Origin of the sequence: Vibrio sp. 14G-20 (assembly GCF_026241515.1) — a bacterium.
In the GTDB taxonomy this organism is placed as follows: Bacteria; Pseudomonadota; Gammaproteobacteria; order Enterobacterales; family Vibrionaceae; genus Vibrio.
The window spans coordinates 23,488-38,906 of sequence record NZ_JAPHPW010000028.1 but is presented as its reverse complement, the minus strand read 5'-3'; the positions used below and the strand labels follow the sequence as shown (position 1 = coordinate 38,906).

Here is a 15,419-nt window from a genome sequence, read left to right as displayed (position 1 = left end):
TATTTTATCGCTTCTGGCTTATCTGCCTTTAGAAGTCACCAACAGCTTGCTTCAACTTCTTCATCGCATTCTTTTCTAACTGACGAACACGTTCTGCAGAAATGCTGTAAGTATCGGCAAGGTCTTGCAGTGTCGATTTGTTGTCATCTAACCAACGTGAGCGAACAATGTGTTGGCTACGCTCGTCTAAGCTCTTCAATGCGAGGCCTAAACGATTATTGGTATGAGATTCCCAGTTAGCGGCTTCAACCGTCTCAGCAACGTCTGATGCCTTGTCTTCAAGGTAATAAACTGGTGCAGTGTAAGCAGAGCCACCGTCATCATCATCCATAGGCGCTTCAAACGTCGCATCTTGTGCTGCTAAGCGAGATTCCATCTCACGAACTTCTGAAGGCTCAACACCCAGTTCACGAGCGACCGTCTCAACTTCACCGTTATTGAACCAACCTAAACGCTTTTTAGACTTACGAAGGTTAAAGAACAGTTTACGCTGTGCTTTAGTGGTCGCAATTTTAACGATACGCCAGTTACGTAGAACGTATTCATGGATTTCAGCTTTGATCCAGTGAACAGCAAACGAGACGAGACGAACACCAACTTCTGGATTGAAGCGCTTAACAGCCTTCATCAAGCCGATGTTACCTTCTTGGACGAGATCAGCCATTGGCAGCCCGTAGCCAGAGTAGCCTCTTGCAACGTGCACCACGAATCGTAGGTGGGAAAGGATCAAGCCTTTCGCAGCATCGATCTCACCTTTGTAATGTAATCGCTCTGCAAGTCCACGTTCCTCTTCAGGTGTCAGCATTGGGTAGCTGTTCGCTGAACGGATATAGCTATCTAAACTATCTTGTGTGACTAAAGCCATTTGATACGCTTGGTTTGCCATTCGGTTCCTCATCAATCTCTGATCTGGAGTAATACATCTATTAAAACCCGACAATCTTGAACCTAAAATGAACAGGTTTCAAGGAGGGGGAAGTAATTATGCATAATCAATTCATCTATACAAGGCAAAAACTGGTTAAGAAGTGCCTATTTTTCGTCTAAATATGACTCTATTCACCTAAATTGGTTCAATTTCTTTTAGGTGACGCTGTGCAGAAAGCTTCGCAGCCACACTACCAAGCAGGGTTCCGACGATCAAAAGCAGTAAAGATTCATCCCAACTCAGGCCAATTAAACGAAAGTGGCTGTCGTATAGCTGAGCCAAATCATCCACTGCGCTGTTCAGTAATACGGTAATCAATGCCGTCATTACCCAAGCGCTAATCGAACCTAAAACACCAAACCACATCCCAGAATAAAGGTATGGTCGAAGAATGTAGCTGTCGGTCGCACCAATCAACTTCATGGTTTGAATCTCTTCTTTATGCGCCAACACATTAAATCGTAGTGTATTGCCGATAATCAGAAATACCGCGCCCAACATCAATACCGTTAAGGTAATCACGATGACAGCCGCTAATGCTTTGATCGCATCTAATCGCGCTAACCAATCTTCGTCTAGACGAACATCGGTCACTAATTCTTGTTGTTTAACTGTGCCTGCCAGTTCTTTAATTAGGGTATCGCTGTGTACGCTTGGTGTAATCACCAACACACCTGGCAGTGAATAATCGTCGAGGATGGTTAGGGCATCTTCAAAACCAGAATACTGGCTGAGGTCTGCAAGCCCTTGTTGCGGAGAGATGTACTCCACCAGCTCAACTTGATCCCAACTTTCGATTTCATCCTTAAGCACCATAACTCTAGGCTCAGGAATGCCATCCTCTATATAAGCACTTATTTGTGACGGGCTAGTGACATCTTGCGCCACTTCCCCAACATTTTTACCCAATAGGTACAAACAAGCTGGCATCGCCAACGCCATAGAGATCACTGCAAGAGTCAGCAAGTTGCCTAACGGGCGCTGCCACATTTGCGAGAACGATGACTTGGCTTGTTTCCAGTGAACAACAAAGAAGCCGTCGCTTGAAGCGCGGGTTGCTGCTCGATTAGATTGAGGTTTCTTGATGCGCTTATTCGCGGCCATAGTCTTCAACCTCACTCAAAAATCCTTGGTTTAATTCAAGATGGCGGTATTGAGGACGAGTGTTCACTAAACCGATATCGTGCGTCGCTAGGATGATCGTCACACCTGCGCGGTTGAACTCTTCAAACAATCGCAATACGCGGTTAGATAATTCAGGGTCTAAGTTACCGGTCGGCTCATCGGCTAAAAGCAAAGTTGGGCGGTTAACCACGGCGCGAGCAATACCCACGCGTTGTTGTTCACCACCCGAAAGCTGGCTTGGCAAACAACGGGCTTTATCAAGTAATCCAGTTTTATCCAACGCAGCACTGACTCGACGTTTTATTTCGTTTTCAGAAATAGATTCAATACGCATAGGCAGAGCGACGTTATCGAAAATCGAACGGTCCATCAGCAAGCGATGGTCTTGAAAAACAATCCCAATATTACGGCGTAAGAAAGGAATATCTTTGGCTGGGATACGAGTGATATCGTGATCGTTGAACCAAACACGTCCATCGGTTGGACGCTCTATCGCGCAGATCAACTTCAGCAAGGTACTTTTACCAGCTCCAGAGTGCCCACCCAAAAAAGCCATCTCTCCACGTTTCAGGTGAAAGTCCACTTTTTGGAGCGCTTGTCTTCCACCTCGGTAGGCTTTACTCACTTGCTGAAATTTGATCACCGAAAATTCCTCTTACGATCACTCATATCAAATTTAAAAACGGTAGCAGGTTAAGGATAAACCACTTTGCTACGCGCGTTACTCTTCGCGGCTAAATAGTGCTTCAATGAAGTCTTTAGATTCAAATGGACGCAGGTCATCAATACCTTCACCCACACCAATGTAGCGGATTGGTATCTGGAACTGGTCTGCAATTGAGAAAATTACACCACCTTTCGCCGTACCATCTAGCTTAGTCAGTGTAATACCCGTTACTGGAGCCACTTCACTGAATAGTTTCGCTTGGCTGATAGCATTCTGGCCAGTACCTGCATCGAGCGTTAGCATGATTTCGTGTGGTGCAGAGTCATCAATCTTCTTCATTACACGAACGATCTTGCGTAGCTCTTCCATCAAGTTGCTTTTGTTCTGCAAACGACCTGCCGTATCGGCAATCACGACATCAACACCACGCGCTTTAGCGGCTTCAATGGCATCGTAGATAACAGAAGCACTGTCCGCACCAGTGTGTTGAGCGATAACCGGCACATTGTTACGCTGACCCCAAACCTGAAGCTGTTCAACAGCTGCAGCACGGAAGGTATCACCTGCCGCCAACATCACTTTTTTGCCTTCGCCTTGGAATTGTTTCGCCAGCTTACCGATAGTGGTCGTCTTACCCACACCGTTCACACCGACCATTAAGATAACGTAAGGTGTTTTAGTGGTATCAACCACAAGAGGCTGTTCAACTTGGCTTAGGATATCGGCCATCTCTTCTTTGAGCAGACCATATAGAGCTTCACCATCTTTTAGGTCATTGCGAGATGCTTTTTCTGTTAGGTTTTCAATGATTTTTACGGTGGTATTCATACCCACGTCAGCAATCAGAAGTTGCTCTTCTAGCTCTTCAAACAGGTCTTCATCGATTTGCTTACCTTTGAACAGACCAAAGAAACCTGCACCGATGTTTGCTTTAGTGCGGCTTAGGCTGCGCTTAAGGCGAGCAAAGAAGCTTTCTGTCGGCTTCTCTTGTACTTCTTCAACCTTAGCTTGAGGAGCTGACACTTCTTCCTGCTCTGCTTCTGCTTCTGCTTCTGCTTCTGCTGCGACAGGTTGCTGCTCTTGTTGAGTCTCTTCAAGCGCTTGCTCAGGTTCAACTGACTTAGATTCAATTGGCTTAGCTTGTTCAGCTTCAGGCGCGACCTGTTCAGCCTCAACTTGTGATTCAACTTCAGTTTGATCTTCAACGTTTTCTACGTTCGCTTCATTCTGAGTTTTTGGGCTTTGTTCTTCTTCACCAAAACCAAGCCACGATAATAATCCGCGCTTCTTTTTTTCCGTCATCAGAGGAGTTTCCTAGATCTACTAATTAGCTGTATTGACTTAATACACGTCGACTCTTTGCTATTGTTATACAATACAAGCTTGTACAAACGAATAGTAAAGAAAAATGACAAAGCAGTGATAAGTTTGCTTTTAGCTTGATACACTTTGTCATTGTAAATTTATTTAATACACGAACCCACTTAAATTGGGCTCGGTATAGTATCACTTTATTAGCGGTCAAAAAATCTATGGTAAGACGTCGCCAGCAAAACACATCACAAAAAAAGCCATCCGGAGGCTTTGTTCGAATTATTAGTGGCTCATGGAGAGGTAGAAAGCTGCCCGTTCATGATTTAGAAGGATTACGCCCAACCATTGACCGAGTAAAAGAGACACTCTTTAACTGGGTGGCTCAAGATATCCCACATTCAACTTGCTTGGATGTATTTGCCGGTTCTGGCGGTCTAGGTTTTGAAGCCGCTTCTCGCCAAGCAAAAATGGTGACACTGCTCGAAATGAACCAAAAGGCGGCTAAACAGCTTTCTGATAATGCGAAAGAGCTCAAGGCAGACAACATTAATGTCGTGAATACTGATGCTATCTCTTTCCTTAAGAAACCGGGCACTCCTTACGATATGGTTTTCCTTGATCCTCCATTTCGTAAAGGCTTACTGGCAGAAACAGTACAACTGCTTGAGAGTAACGGTTGGCTTGCAGACAATGCCATCATTTACGTCGAGACAGAGAAAGAACTGAAACTTGAAGCTATGCCAGAGAACTGGGAATTGCATCGCGATAAGACCACCGGACAGTCAAGCTACCGACTGTTCAATCGAATCAGTGAAGAATAGGAGTTATTGAATGAAGTTCTTGCTTCCACTAGCAAAAGCAGCCATCGCCTTTGTTTGGTTTATCTTAATCGTAAATATTTTCTACCCGTTCCCGGGTAATGCTGCAATTGCGCTTTATATCATGACAGCATTCTTGTTCTTCATGCACGGCCTGCAGATGCTGATCTTTATCGGTGCTTTCGGCGATAAGATCGAGATGTCACGTTGGGAGAAGTGGTCAATATTGATTTTCGGAGTCTTTGCCCTACTCGATATCCGACGCAAACACATGATGTAATCGAGCTTAAGCTCAGATATAAGACGCTTAGCTGCAGAAAACATCATGACAGAAACAGTAAAGACAAAAACGCCGCTCATTTGAGCGGCGTTTTTTTATTCATCGTTGATACTGATGTTAGCCCATGTAGCCCTTTACACCATCTAGGAACATTTGCGTCGACAGCATAACCAGCAACAAGCCCATCAAGCGCTCGATGGCTTTAAGACCTCTCTCTCCCAGTACTCGCAGGAAGAAGCCATTAAACATCAGAATAAAGAAGGTCGCGCCCCAAGCCAGCATCACAGCAGCTGAGAGCTCTAGCATGTTGTCAGGATGCTGGGTCGACAACAGAATCAATGCCGCAATCACTGACGGGCCTGCAATCATCGGAATCGCCATAGGCACAATAAACGGCTCTTCACCTGCCGCGAGGCCTGTAATACTACCTGCGCTTGGGAAAATCATCTTAATCGCGATGATAAACAAAATAATACCACCTGAGATACTCAAGGTTTCAGGTTGTACGTGCAGGAAGTTCATAATGCTTTGTCCAGCAAACAAGAACAACAGCAAGATAATCAGTGCAAACATCAGTTCACGAACAAGAACAATACGGCGACGCTTCGGATCGAGATGCTTAAGGATAGAGAGCACAATTGGTAGATTACCAAGCGGGTCCATAATAAGAAACAGCATGGTTGCTGCAGATAAGATTTCCATAAGTTGGTCTCGAAAAGCGAAGGTGCGCGGAGTATAACAGCCTCACATTGATTTTCGAACACAGTAGTTAGCATCGTTAAGAGGGAATTTACAGAGGGAAGTGATACGAAAATAAATATAGGAGTGGAGTCAAAACCTCTCATCCACTCGCCCAATATCTGAAGATCAAAAGGCTCTGAAACCAAAAATATCTAAAACTCAGTGCCTACTAAAGATCAATGATTACACACGCGCTCGCGATTGGTACAAAGCTTGTCATCAAGAACCACGACCTTTTCCATCTTCAGGAAAAACTTCAGCAATCCATCTAAATCCAGACCGTTCAGTTTACACGTATGAAAACGCGCTTCTGCGCCATATTTTTGAGCGAGCTCTTGCGTCAACTCTTCACGAGTCAGTGGCTTTTCACTCAGTAGGTTTAAAATGTTGTGTGCATGAATTTCGGTAGTCATAACTCTATCTCATGTTTAATGAACTAGACGTAGAGTACCCACTTTCATCTGAGCTGCTTTGATGTAGCTCAGAGTTAAGTGAGCTCTCCCCTAAATGGTAAGGGAAGCAACAATGAGAGCGTGCGCCAGAAAGTAACTGCCCGTCACCCAAAAGTAGGCACCCTTAATTGGGCTACGATAGAAATTTAGCGCGTATGCCAATGCCGAAAGCAGCAACACGGCACAACCAGTAAAACCGACCGCATGCGACAGTTGAGGATCAAGCAACCAGAGCTCACCAGAAGCCCATGCAAGCTGAATAAGCACGATACCCATGATAACCACAGGAAAGACGAGTTTGTCTAAGCGAGGCAGTAATAAGAAAAAAGCAACGACACAAGCCGCCAACAGGAGTGCGAACAACCACCAGACCATTTCCCCTGATAGCTGTAGCCAAAATGCTTTGCTGTAACAGAGCTGAGCCAGCAAGAAGCAAACAAAATGCAGAGGACGTCTTTGAGTAATAGTATGCAAGACATCTGCGATCGCAGAGACCGCCAACCCAGCAACGACCCAATAGGTAAAATCAGCAACGACAGATTGAGTTAAAGCAATGGTCGCTAATAATACAAAGGTAAAAACCTTATACGATAAGGCCTGACCGATATGTCCATGTTTCGTTCCTGCTATTGCTCCGATACCAGACAAGGAAACCGCCAACCAACTCCACATACCATTTGCCCTATTGCTTTAAATCGTCGCCAGTCTAGGCACACGAGTGTTGATGTAAAGCCTCAGCCCCTCAAAATTGGATCTTGATTACGCTTCCACTAAAAAGAGTCTCTTTCAGTTGAAGCCATGACAATTACGCGGAGATAACGATGATTCGTTTAAAACTAGAGCGATTCTTCGTTAAACTCATCGAAAATCACCTTACAGCGCCCATCTTTTCATTTTGGTCATTTCTAACCTAGACAAATCGCAAAAATCCATCAAAAACAGCCAAAAACCACACTTTAAAATTAGAAAAACAAACAACAAAAACCAACAAATACATTAACTTAAATGTTTAAAATGAAAATTAAACATGAATTAAAAACCTCAAATACACCTAGCTTTGTAAAGTAAGCAACTTGCGTTAATTCAGCTCCTATTTGTCAGGATTTTCCTAGCTCCTTGTCAAATCAGCCACCAGAACCAAGAAAAAAACGCACAAACAAAACCAAATCCAACCTAGAAGCCACCAGACCCCATTAATACAGTTTAACAACCTTTAACAATATAAATCACACATAACAACCATTATAAAACAGCAACTTAAATCAAATAAGAACAAACATGAATCACAACGAACAAAATAAGAACACACTGAAAAATACAGTTAAACAGCCTCAAACAAGTCAATATCCAATAGTTTTCTACCACTTTTAGGGCTTTCGAAAGTAATTCTTGATCTAAACCTATAAGTGGGCTATTCTTTAAAACATAGCGAGAGACAACCAAATTTAGGAGTAGTGTTATGATTTCATCTTCGCAAAGACAAGGACTTGTAATGATCGCGGTAGTTGTAGGTCTAATGACACTACCGATGATGTACTAAGCAAGTTACAGATAAAAAAAGGGACGCCATAAGCGTCCCTTTTTTTGTTCAATTTTTTCACTTCGAAAACAGATGCAGTGTTAGCACATCCCAGTTTGCATAATAGAAACCAGCGGCAGCTAAAGTCATTGCCATCATCAGTAAGATCGCAACTCGCCAGATAAAACGACCACTACGTGGAGTCAGCTCCTTCTCACAGTCGTTACACATCACGATGAACTTATGTTGGTCTTCCAACTTAGCCTCATGTTCATTGACTACCTTGTTACGACACGTTGCGATATAGCGCAGCTTGCTCACCATATCGTGCGGTAGCCTTTCTTCACAGCTTGTTACAAGCTCATGCAATCCTTCGCCTTCGGCATGATATTGAAGCCTCAATAATTTCTCTATATTGCGAGTTCTTGTCACCACTTTTTCAATATCGGTCATCTTGGCCCTCCCACTCCACACTATAATTCTAGTCGAGCATTTCCCTATTCTTATACAAAATCACTGTTATTTACGAGAGAAAGAGACAATAAATAACAATGCTTTATCCCAAGCTGGCCATTAAATGTGATGTCTGCCGAAAAATAATCAGCTTGGCTTACAACAGTTCACGAATAACGGCTTTAAACACATATCCCTATTGCCTGAAAGACTAGAATAACCATCACGACTACATGGAGGTTATATGCCTAACTCACTCTTTTTTGCCATCTTTGCACTCGCTGCTCTTGCGGCTTGGGTATTTATTGGTTTCTATCGAAAACACTCGCAAGGTGAAAATGCGCCAGAGAAGAAAGTGAATGTCACGGTGTTAGACAAACAATCCATCGACCTTCCTGACGCAGAATCTGGCCAAGAAGATCAAGAGTACTGGATTTACGTTCAACGTGGTGTGGTTGGTCCGAAGCGAGAATTCCAAGTCGGAATCCACTACTTCCACGCCCTTAACCCTGGCGACAAAGGAACCTTAACCTACCAAGGCGATAAGTTCTTACACTTTGCGTTGAAGCGCTAAACGTCAGCCGCCTCAACTGTATCTTCTAAGCAATCCATCAGAAAGCCTTAGCACTCACCGCTAAGGCAATAACCAACGCGTTTTCTCTGATTTAGACACCAACCAGCTCATCCATAACGCGCCAGCTCCGCTGATCACAATCCATAATGGAATAACCCACGCAGGGTGTCCTTGGTACCAACCGAATTCTTTCATTGGCCATAAGAAAATCGGGTGCAGCAGATAAATACCTAAGCTGTGTTTACTGATAAAACCAACCACTTGATTGCTCTTCTCAGACAACCCTTCACCATAGTAACGGCACACCATGAACACCATGCTCGCCGCTAATACGGTATTCAACGTCTTGTAAGATAACCAACGCCCTACTGTGTACTCTTCTGCTACCAAGCTTGCATCAACCACCATGTAAACCGTAGTCAGTAACGCTAACCCACCAAGTAACACACTCACGCCAACTGTCATCTTGTTAAGTGGCACAATCTTATACAGCAAGTAACCCAATGGTAAGTACCCGGTGTACAACCACAATTCGTGGCTCCAAGGGCCATCGATTTTCAGTAAGAACAGTAATGTTGTGAACAACCATACCGCCGTAAAGGCATAGACCGATTTATCACCGTACTTTCTGACCATGATCTGCAAGAACGGAATAACAAAGTAGAGTGGGATAAAGTAATAAAAGAAGCCAAGGTGATAGTAGGTATAGTGATGATAGCTATTGAGTAGCACATCCCAACTAACGTCAGCATCAAAGCCCATCGCAGACCAACCCGATAGGTAGGTATAGAAAAGCGACCAGACAATGAAAGGGATCAGCACCTTACCCAGACGACGCTTGAGGTAGTACTTGGCGTCAAACGGGCGCTGATCACTCAGCATCAGAGCACCAGTAATCAATATGAACACCGGCACCGCCCAACGACTAAAACCGTTCACCGTAATGGCGGTCAGCCATTCACCGAAAGGAATGGTGCCTAATTCATTCCGATAAGGCGCCAAAACATGAATCGCGATAACTGCTATGGCCGCGACACATCGTGCTAAATCAAAAAAGAGAATTCGCTGCTTCATGTAAATGCCTGATTAATATTCAATCATTCTACTATAGCAATAAAAAAGCTGACCGGAATAAATACCAAGTCAGCTTAGTGTTAAAGGAGAGGCTTATCGCGAATTTAGCTCATGCGGCTGAAGCTTATGCCGCTGAGATTTGCGGCACTTTAGGTAAACGCAGAGAGATCACCGTCGTTATCGCTAAGAACGCAAAAGATACCCACAGACACGCAGACAAACCGGCCATTTGGAATACCAACCCTGACAAGATAGTGCCAATCAAACGGCCCATTGCATTTGCCATGTAATAGAAACCGACATCAAGAGAAACGCCATCGCCTTTCGCATAACTCACAATCAAATATGAGTGAAGTGATGAGTTCACCGCAAAGATGGCACCAAATACCATCAAACCACCCACGATAACGAGCTCTGGTTGCCAACCAATCTGTACCGCATAAGCAATACCAGCGGTCACAATAGCCAACGCACCCGCCCATAATAGCGCTGCATGTCCATCAGGCACCTTGCCTTGAGCTTTACCAGTAATCTTAGGTGCAATGCCCTGCACAAAGCCATATGCGATAGTCCAAGCCGCTAAGAAACCACCAACCCATGAGTGATCCCAACCAAACACACTGCCTAGGTAAATCGGCAAAGCAATCACAAACCACACATCACGAGCACCAAACAGGAACATACGCGCAGCCGACAAAATATTGATGGATTCAGACTTAGAGAAAATCTGTTTGAACTTGGGTTTGGTTTTCGCTTTACCCATGTCCGCTTCTAAGCTCACCAAACTGCCAATGAAGACCAATGTCAGCACAGCAGCCATCGCTAGCACTGCGTATTGGAAACCAATCGTCGAAAGCAGTAAGCCACCGATAAAGAATCCAGCACCTTTCAGTGCATTTTTAGATCCGGTTAGAATCGCAATCCACTTATAAAGCGCGCCTTGCTGTTCATCAGGGACTAAAGTTTTGATTGAGCTCTTGGCACTCATCTTATTGAGATCTTTAGCGATACCAGACAACGCCTGCGCAGCCATCACCCAAGGGATGGTCAACATTGCGCTTGGCACCGCGAGCATACCCAAGGCGACAACTTGCATGCCTAAGCCGATGTTCATGGTCTTATTGAGGCCAAGACGAGCCCCTAACCAGCCACCAATTAGGTTAGTCACCACACCAAAGAATTCATAGAAAAGGAACAGTGAGGCGATTTCTAACGAACTGTAACCAAGGTCGTAAAAATACAGAACCACCAGCATGCGAAGTGCACCATCAGTAATGGTGAAGTTCCAGTAGTTAAAAGTCACCAACATGTATTGGCGAACGCTCTTACTTAGATTTGAAAACATAACGCTATCTCTGCAATCTAAACAAAAAGAGCTTTTAGATCATAGGTATCCAAAAGCTCTAATTCTTACTTTCCACTTAACTTATACTCAAAATAATTGGAGTTGCAGCTAGGCAACAAGCAAGTTCAGCCCTATGAGCATAGGTGTTCTATGTGATTAGGACGGCCGGCGTTCCGGTGAACTTGCGCAGTTAACAACGCTGCAGGTTCAAGTATGAAGAGCTACGCAGAAGCTACGCCATTAATGTACTCAACCTGAATGGCTTTAGTAAATGCGCCCGGACGAAGTGATTGTACTTCTTGAACAATCTTGCTCAGATCCCAGTTCTTTTCTAGCAATAGGTGTGCAGCGAGTAAACCAGTGCGACCAGAGCCGCCCATGCAGTGCATCGCAACCTTGCCGCCGTTATCAACGATGTTATGTAGCTCAGGGCTAGCCGCTTGCCACTTCGCAGCAAAATCAGCACCCGGCGCACAATCGTCTTCGATCTCGATCTGGAACCATTGCATGCCTAGCGCACGTGTCTTTTCGCCAAGTGCCGCCACGTCTTTGCTTGCAAGCTCATGGTCATCAAGTGCTGTCACGATAGCTTTAACGCCTTGCTCTTTTAGCTGAGCCAGTGATGCATCAAGCGTTGCTTCTTTTGTACCTGGGCATGGAGTCAGGATTAGCGCACCTTGCTCTAGGTCTAGTTGCCATGTTGGATGTGTCATTGTGTAATCTCCAGATTCTACTATTTCTTAAGTACGCAGGCTTATGCTAAACCGACAGTGCGAACTAACTCAGCGGTACGTGTCGCGTAACCCATCTCGTTATCGTACCAAGCGTAGATCTTAACCATGCGCTTACCTACCAACATCGTTGATAGTGCATCCACGATGGTTGAGCGTTGGTCACCTTTGTAATCGATAGAAACCAGCGGACGCTCTTCAAAGCCAAGAATACCTTTTAGTTCATTCTCAGACGCTTCTTTTAGCATCGCGTTAACTTCTTCTACTGTTGTGTCTTGCTTCACTTCGAAGATGATGTCAGTCAGAGAAGCGTTCGCTAGTGGAACACGAACCGCGTGGCCGTTAATGCGGTTTTCAAGCTCTGGGAAGATCTCAACAATCGCTTTAGCACTACCCGTTGTTGTTGGGATAAGGCTCATGCCACATGCACGTGCACGGCGTAAGTCTTTGTGGGGCGCATCAAGGATCGTTTGCGTGTTGGTTAGATCGTGAATCGTGGTAAAGGCTGCATTCTCGATACCGAGCTTCTCGTTGATAACTTTAACCACTGGCGCGAGACAGTTGGTTGTACAAGAAGCTGCCGTTACGATTTTGTGTACTGCCGGGTCGAAGATAGCGTCATTCACACCAACAACGATGTTTGCGATGCCTTCTTCTTTCACTGGCGCCGATACCACAACACGTTTCACGCCCTGCTCTAGATATTTGTTTAAGAAAGATGTCTTACGGTGAACACCCGTCGCTTCAATCACCACATCACAGCCAGACCAATCGATCGCATCGATGTCGCGCTCTTGTGTGGTCTTGATGCGCTGGCCATTGATGATCATCTCATCGCCTTCTGCAGTTACTTCGTGGTGAAAGCGACCTTGAACTGAATCGAACTCTAGAAGATGTGCTAACGTTGCGGTATCGCCCGCTACATCATTAATTTGTACAAACTCTAGCTCTGCCCAATCGAATGCTGCGCGAAGTGCTAGACGGCCAATACGACCAAAACCATTGATACCTACTTTAACTGTCATTGTGTGTTCTCTCAGTCAGTGGTGAATCTAAAAATATTCAATTAAACGCAACATTGAGGGCGTAAAGTTATTGCTTCTAAACGCTCAGTGTCTTGTTGATATTCAGTTTTCAAACAGTTCGATGCGATAAGGTCATCAATTAACTGTAGCATCCAACCCGGTAAATCTTGTGACAGGCGATAAAACACCCACTGCCCTTGGCGAACATCCGTCAAAATGCCATTTGAGCGCAACTGCGCTAGGTGACGGGAAATCTTTGGCTGACTTTCTTGTAATGCTTGAGTCAACTCACCAACAGAAAGGCATTCATTGCGCACAATCAGCATTAAGCAACGCACTCGCGTTTCATCAGACAGTAATTTAAAAAATTGGTGAGGAAGCATAACTACATACTCATATATGGATATGCGTATATTTTAACTGTAAAAAAACGCACGTCAAGGCGTGCGTTTCAATTGTCATTAAAGTTTAACAAAAGGAAATCAGAGCTGGTTAGTAACGGTATGGCTCCAGCGCCGAGCTTCAGTAAGCTCCGTTTTGACCTGATCCACGCTTAATCCTAAATCAGCGCAGTGCTCATCAATTTGTTGCCAATCGGCATGCTCAAAACTCTCTTCAAGCGCGAGCAAGGTACCATATGGCCCTTCTCGACGAAGCAGAGCCACCTTGATACTTTTACACAAAGGCAGTTGCTCAACTAAATTCTCTAACGATAGGTCGAGCAATGCATCCAGCAACGAGAACAAACCAATCATAAAGGCTTGCTCGGTATGTCCTTCAAATGCCTGATAACGAGACATACGCTGGCAAAACTGTGCACGCTGCAAAGACAAACCATACAACTCTTTCGGTTTTTTATCCGAGACGTAAGACGCCACCGCCAGCGAGACAAACATTTTCAGTTTCTCTTGCCCTAGATACACCAAAGCCTGACGGAATGAAGAGATGGTCACCTCTAGACGAGGCGACATGGTGTTCACAAAGCGCAGTAGTTTATAAGACAAGGCGACATCTTTCGCGACGATGCTCTCGACACGTTGAAAGTCGACATCTGGCTTGCACACTTCCTGGAACAGTTCCATGGCAATCACTTGCTCTGGGCTGATGTACTTAGTCTTGATGATTTCCGGCTTGCTAAAGAAATAGCCTTGGAAGAACTTAAAGCCCGCCTCTTTTGCTTGCTGGTACTCTTGTTCGGTTTCGACTCGTTCAGCAAGAAAGCTAAATTTCTTCCCTTGATGCGCCCTAACCAAATCACACGCCTCATCTAAGCCCATCTGCATGATATCGAGCTTAACAATATGCGTATATCTGAGGAAACGTTCCCATTCTGGCGTCGAAGTAAAGTCATCTAGGGCGATCATGTAGCCCGCTTGGTAGAGATCTTTAACGGCTTCTAATAACTCGTCGGTCGGTTGGCAGGTTTCAAGGATCTCAACCACCACCTTGTCTTTCGGCAAGCTCAAGGGCAACCGACGAATTAGGCTTTGATATGGGAAGTTAATAAAGCAGCGTGAAGAAGGGATCGAAGGGTTAAGCCCAACCGACAAGAAGTTCTCAACAATCAGACGATACGTTGCTCTGTTAGACTCAATATGCGCTGGATAGGCATTCCTTTCTCCGTCACGAAACAGCAACTCATAACCAAGCGTGTTCTTGTTACGATTTAAGATAGGTTGTCGAGCAACGTAGGTAGCGGTCATTTCTTGATAACTCTAATTGGTTTAACTATAACTCTATTGCTTTGATTAGGCTTTGGCGGCAGCGAGCAATGCGCCGCAGCCCATGAACATACCACCAAAGATTTTATTTATCTTACCCATTATGCGATCTGAACGAATAAAACGTCCCATTTGTGAAGCTAATGAGGTATAGCCCAACATAACAACGCTATCAATGAATACCGTTGTAACACCGAGCACTAACAGTTGCGGTGCTTGCGGCTGTGTTGGATCGATAAATTGAGGGAACAGAGCCACCAAAAACACGATAGATTTTGGGTTAGTCAGGTTAATCAGCACCGCATTTCTAAGCAGCTTACCACTCGATAACATCGAGTTTTCTTGTGAAGCCACTAAGCTAGAGTTGTCACGCCACTTTTGAATACCCAACCAAAGAAGGTAAACCACGCCCACCCATTTGATGATGGTGAACGCCAACGCGGATTGAGCCACTAATGCACCAATGCCCGCCCCCACCAGCATGATGTGGAATGCAAGACCGAGCTGTAAGCCTGCGATCGACGCGAGTGACTTCTTAGTGCCATAACTTAGCCCATTACTAATTGAGTTAACGGTGCCTGAACCCGGAGCCAAACTAAACAATATCGCCGTGACGACATAAGCAAGCCAAACATGAGTATCCATTTGCATT

General features: G+C 44.8%; 18 protein-coding genes. 3 read left to right on the top strand and 15 right to left on the bottom strand.

The features are described 5' to 3' along the window. Nucleotides 1-28: 28 nt before the first annotated feature. The 4 genes from rpoH to ftsY all read right to left on the bottom strand — a co-directional run bounded on the left by rpoH (nucleotide 29) and on the right by ftsY (nucleotide 4,022). Nucleotides 29-886, bottom strand: a complete 858-nt coding sequence (rpoH, locus tag OQJ75_RS19630; RefSeq protein WP_026012297.1) for an RNA polymerase sigma factor RpoH — start codon at nucleotides 884-886, stop codon at nucleotides 29-31. 177 nt (nucleotides 887-1,063) lie between these two features. Beyond that, the gene (gene ftsX, locus OQJ75_RS19625) at nucleotides 1,064-2,032 is read right to left on the bottom strand and encodes a permease-like cell division protein FtsX (protein WP_248373385.1); all 969 of its coding nucleotides are present in this window, start codon (nucleotides 2,030-2,032) and stop codon (nucleotides 1,064-1,066) included. Further along, the gene (gene ftsE / locus OQJ75_RS19620) at nucleotides 2,019-2,696 is read right to left on the bottom strand and encodes a cell division ATP-binding protein FtsE (protein WP_004736585.1); all 678 of its coding nucleotides are present in this window, start codon (nucleotides 2,694-2,696) and stop codon (nucleotides 2,019-2,021) included. The genes ftsX and ftsE overlap by 14 nt, the downstream gene beginning before the upstream one ends. Before the next feature lie 78 nt (nucleotides 2,697-2,774). Continuing rightward, nucleotides 2,775-4,022, bottom strand: a complete 1,248-nt coding sequence (gene ftsY / locus OQJ75_RS19615; protein WP_265974617.1) for a signal recognition particle-docking protein FtsY — start codon at nucleotides 4,020-4,022, stop codon at nucleotides 2,775-2,777. 230 nt (nucleotides 4,023-4,252) lie between these two features. Between ftsY and rsmD the strand changes: the two genes are divergently transcribed. Continuing rightward, nucleotides 4,253-4,855 (top strand): 16S rRNA (guanine(966)-N(2))-methyltransferase RsmD, encoded by a 603-nt coding sequence (gene rsmD / locus OQJ75_RS19610; RefSeq protein ID WP_248373389.1) that lies wholly within the window; start codon nucleotides 4,253-4,255, stop codon nucleotides 4,853-4,855. A 10-nt stretch (nucleotides 4,856-4,865) separates the two neighbouring features. Then, entirely contained in the window at nucleotides 4,866-5,132 is a 267-nt protein-coding gene (locus tag OQJ75_RS19605) for a DUF1145 domain-containing protein (RefSeq protein WP_016784000.1), read from the top strand. Between the two features lie 117 nt (nucleotides 5,133-5,249). Here OQJ75_RS19605 and OQJ75_RS19600 read toward each other — a convergent pair whose 3' ends face one another. The 4 genes from OQJ75_RS19600 to OQJ75_RS19585 all read right to left on the bottom strand — a co-directional run bounded on the left by OQJ75_RS19600 (nucleotide 5,250) and on the right by OQJ75_RS19585 (nucleotide 8,297). Continuing rightward, entirely contained in the window at nucleotides 5,250-5,834 is a 585-nt protein-coding gene (locus OQJ75_RS19600) for a YhgN family NAAT transporter (RefSeq protein ID WP_010438728.1), read from the bottom strand. Between the two features lie 215 nt (nucleotides 5,835-6,049). Then, entirely contained in the window at nucleotides 6,050-6,286 is a 237-nt protein-coding gene (locus OQJ75_RS19595) for a YecH family metal-binding protein (protein WP_248388390.1), read from the bottom strand. Between the two features lie 90 nt (nucleotides 6,287-6,376). Further along, nucleotides 6,377-6,997: a lysoplasmalogenase gene (locus OQJ75_RS19590; RefSeq protein WP_265974615.1), complete on the bottom strand. Its 621-nt coding sequence runs from the start codon at nucleotides 6,995-6,997 to the stop codon at nucleotides 6,377-6,379. Between the two features lie 925 nt (nucleotides 6,998-7,922). After that, on the bottom strand, nucleotides 7,923-8,297 hold the full coding sequence (locus tag OQJ75_RS19585) for a DUF4145 domain-containing protein (protein WP_248373395.1): 375 nt from the start codon (nucleotides 8,295-8,297) through the stop codon (nucleotides 7,923-7,925). A 244-nt stretch (nucleotides 8,298-8,541) separates the two neighbouring features. On the opposite strand from OQJ75_RS19585, the gene OQJ75_RS19580 reads away from it, so the two are divergent. Beyond that, nucleotides 8,542-8,871: a DUF2500 domain-containing protein gene (locus OQJ75_RS19580; protein ID WP_265974614.1), complete on the top strand. Its 330-nt coding sequence runs from the start codon at nucleotides 8,542-8,544 to the stop codon at nucleotides 8,869-8,871. A gap of 60 nt (nucleotides 8,872-8,931) precedes the next feature. Here the strand turns inward: OQJ75_RS19580 and OQJ75_RS19575 are convergent, their stop codons facing one another. From OQJ75_RS19575 to rhtB, 7 genes are all read right to left on the bottom strand, one after another. Beyond that, nucleotides 8,932-9,945, bottom strand: a complete 1,014-nt coding sequence (locus tag OQJ75_RS19575) for an acyltransferase (RefSeq protein ID WP_265974613.1) — start codon at nucleotides 9,943-9,945, stop codon at nucleotides 8,932-8,934. A 124-nt stretch (nucleotides 9,946-10,069) separates the two neighbouring features. Continuing rightward, the gene (gene arsJ / locus OQJ75_RS19570) at nucleotides 10,070-11,290 is read right to left on the bottom strand and encodes an organoarsenical effux MFS transporter ArsJ (protein ID WP_265974612.1); all 1,221 of its coding nucleotides are present in this window, start codon (nucleotides 11,288-11,290) and stop codon (nucleotides 10,070-10,072) included. A gap of 221 nt (nucleotides 11,291-11,511) precedes the next feature. Beyond that, nucleotides 11,512-12,003: a cyclin-dependent kinase inhibitor 3 family protein gene (locus OQJ75_RS19565; RefSeq protein ID WP_265974610.1), complete on the bottom strand. Its 492-nt coding sequence runs from the start codon at nucleotides 12,001-12,003 to the stop codon at nucleotides 11,512-11,514. Nucleotides 12,004-12,044: 41 nt separating this feature from the next. Then, nucleotides 12,045-13,046: an ArsJ-associated glyceraldehyde-3-phosphate dehydrogenase gene (locus OQJ75_RS19560; RefSeq protein WP_248373401.1), complete on the bottom strand. Its 1,002-nt coding sequence runs from the start codon at nucleotides 13,044-13,046 to the stop codon at nucleotides 12,045-12,047. Nucleotides 13,047-13,087: 41 nt separating this feature from the next. Beyond that, the gene (locus tag OQJ75_RS19555; protein WP_265974609.1) at nucleotides 13,088-13,429 is read right to left on the bottom strand and encodes a metalloregulator ArsR/SmtB family transcription factor; all 342 of its coding nucleotides are present in this window, start codon (nucleotides 13,427-13,429) and stop codon (nucleotides 13,088-13,090) included. Nucleotides 13,430-13,528: 99 nt separating this feature from the next. After that, nucleotides 13,529-14,749, bottom strand: a complete 1,221-nt coding sequence (locus OQJ75_RS19550) for an EAL and HDOD domain-containing protein (RefSeq protein WP_265974608.1) — start codon at nucleotides 14,747-14,749, stop codon at nucleotides 13,529-13,531. A 45-nt stretch (nucleotides 14,750-14,794) separates the two neighbouring features. Beyond that, the gene (gene rhtB, locus OQJ75_RS19545) at nucleotides 14,795-15,412 is read right to left on the bottom strand and encodes a homoserine/homoserine lactone efflux protein (RefSeq protein ID WP_029405646.1); all 618 of its coding nucleotides are present in this window, start codon (nucleotides 15,410-15,412) and stop codon (nucleotides 14,795-14,797) included. Between the last annotated feature and the right edge of the window lie 7 nt (nucleotides 15,413-15,419).

Excerpts from the sequence above, each read along its gene's own strand:
- rpoH (WP_026012297.1), bottom strand. The coding sequence starts at position 886 with ATGGCAAACCAAGCGTATCAAATGGCTTTAGTCACACAAGATAGTTTA.
- ftsX (WP_248373385.1), bottom strand. The coding sequence starts at position 2,032 with ATGGCCGCGAATAAGCGCATCAAGAAACCTCAATCTAATCGAGCAGCA.
- ftsY (WP_265974617.1), bottom strand. The coding sequence starts at position 4,022 with ATGACGGAAAAAAAGAAGCGCGGATTATTATCGTGGCTTGGTTTTGGT.
- rsmD (WP_248373389.1), top strand. The coding sequence starts at position 4,253 with ATGGTAAGACGTCGCCAGCAAAACACATCACAAAAAAAGCCATCCGGA.
- OQJ75_RS19605 (WP_016784000.1), top strand. The coding sequence starts at position 4,866 with ATGAAGTTCTTGCTTCCACTAGCAAAAGCAGCCATCGCCTTTGTTTGG.
- OQJ75_RS19600 (WP_010438728.1), bottom strand. The coding sequence starts at position 5,834 with ATGGAAATCTTATCTGCAGCAACCATGCTGTTTCTTATTATGGACCCG.
- OQJ75_RS19595 (WP_248388390.1), bottom strand. The coding sequence starts at position 6,286 with ATGACTACCGAAATTCATGCACACAACATTTTAAACCTACTGAGTGAA.
- OQJ75_RS19590 (WP_265974615.1), bottom strand. The coding sequence starts at position 6,997 with ATGTGGAGTTGGTTGGCGGTTTCCTTGTCTGGTATCGGAGCAATAGCA.
- OQJ75_RS19585 (WP_248373395.1), bottom strand. The coding sequence starts at position 8,297 with ATGACCGATATTGAAAAAGTGGTGACAAGAACTCGCAATATAGAGAAA.
- OQJ75_RS19580 (WP_265974614.1), top strand. The coding sequence starts at position 8,542 with ATGCCTAACTCACTCTTTTTTGCCATCTTTGCACTCGCTGCTCTTGCG.
- OQJ75_RS19575 (WP_265974613.1), bottom strand. The coding sequence starts at position 9,945 with ATGAAGCAGCGAATTCTCTTTTTTGATTTAGCACGATGTGTCGCGGCC.
- arsJ (WP_265974612.1), bottom strand. The coding sequence starts at position 11,290 with ATGTTTTCAAATCTAAGTAAGAGCGTTCGCCAATACATGTTGGTGACT.
- OQJ75_RS19565 (WP_265974610.1), bottom strand. The coding sequence starts at position 12,003 with ATGACACATCCAACATGGCAACTAGACCTAGAGCAAGGTGCGCTAATC.
- OQJ75_RS19560 (WP_248373401.1), bottom strand. The coding sequence starts at position 13,046 with ATGACAGTTAAAGTAGGTATCAATGGTTTTGGTCGTATTGGCCGTCTA.
- OQJ75_RS19555 (WP_265974609.1), bottom strand. The coding sequence starts at position 13,429 with ATGCTTCCTCACCAATTTTTTAAATTACTGTCTGATGAAACGCGAGTG.
- OQJ75_RS19550 (WP_265974608.1), bottom strand. The coding sequence starts at position 14,749 with ATGACCGCTACCTACGTTGCTCGACAACCTATCTTAAATCGTAACAAG.
- rhtB (WP_029405646.1), bottom strand. The coding sequence starts at position 15,412 with ATGGATACTCATGTTTGGCTTGCTTATGTCGTCACGGCGATATTGTTT.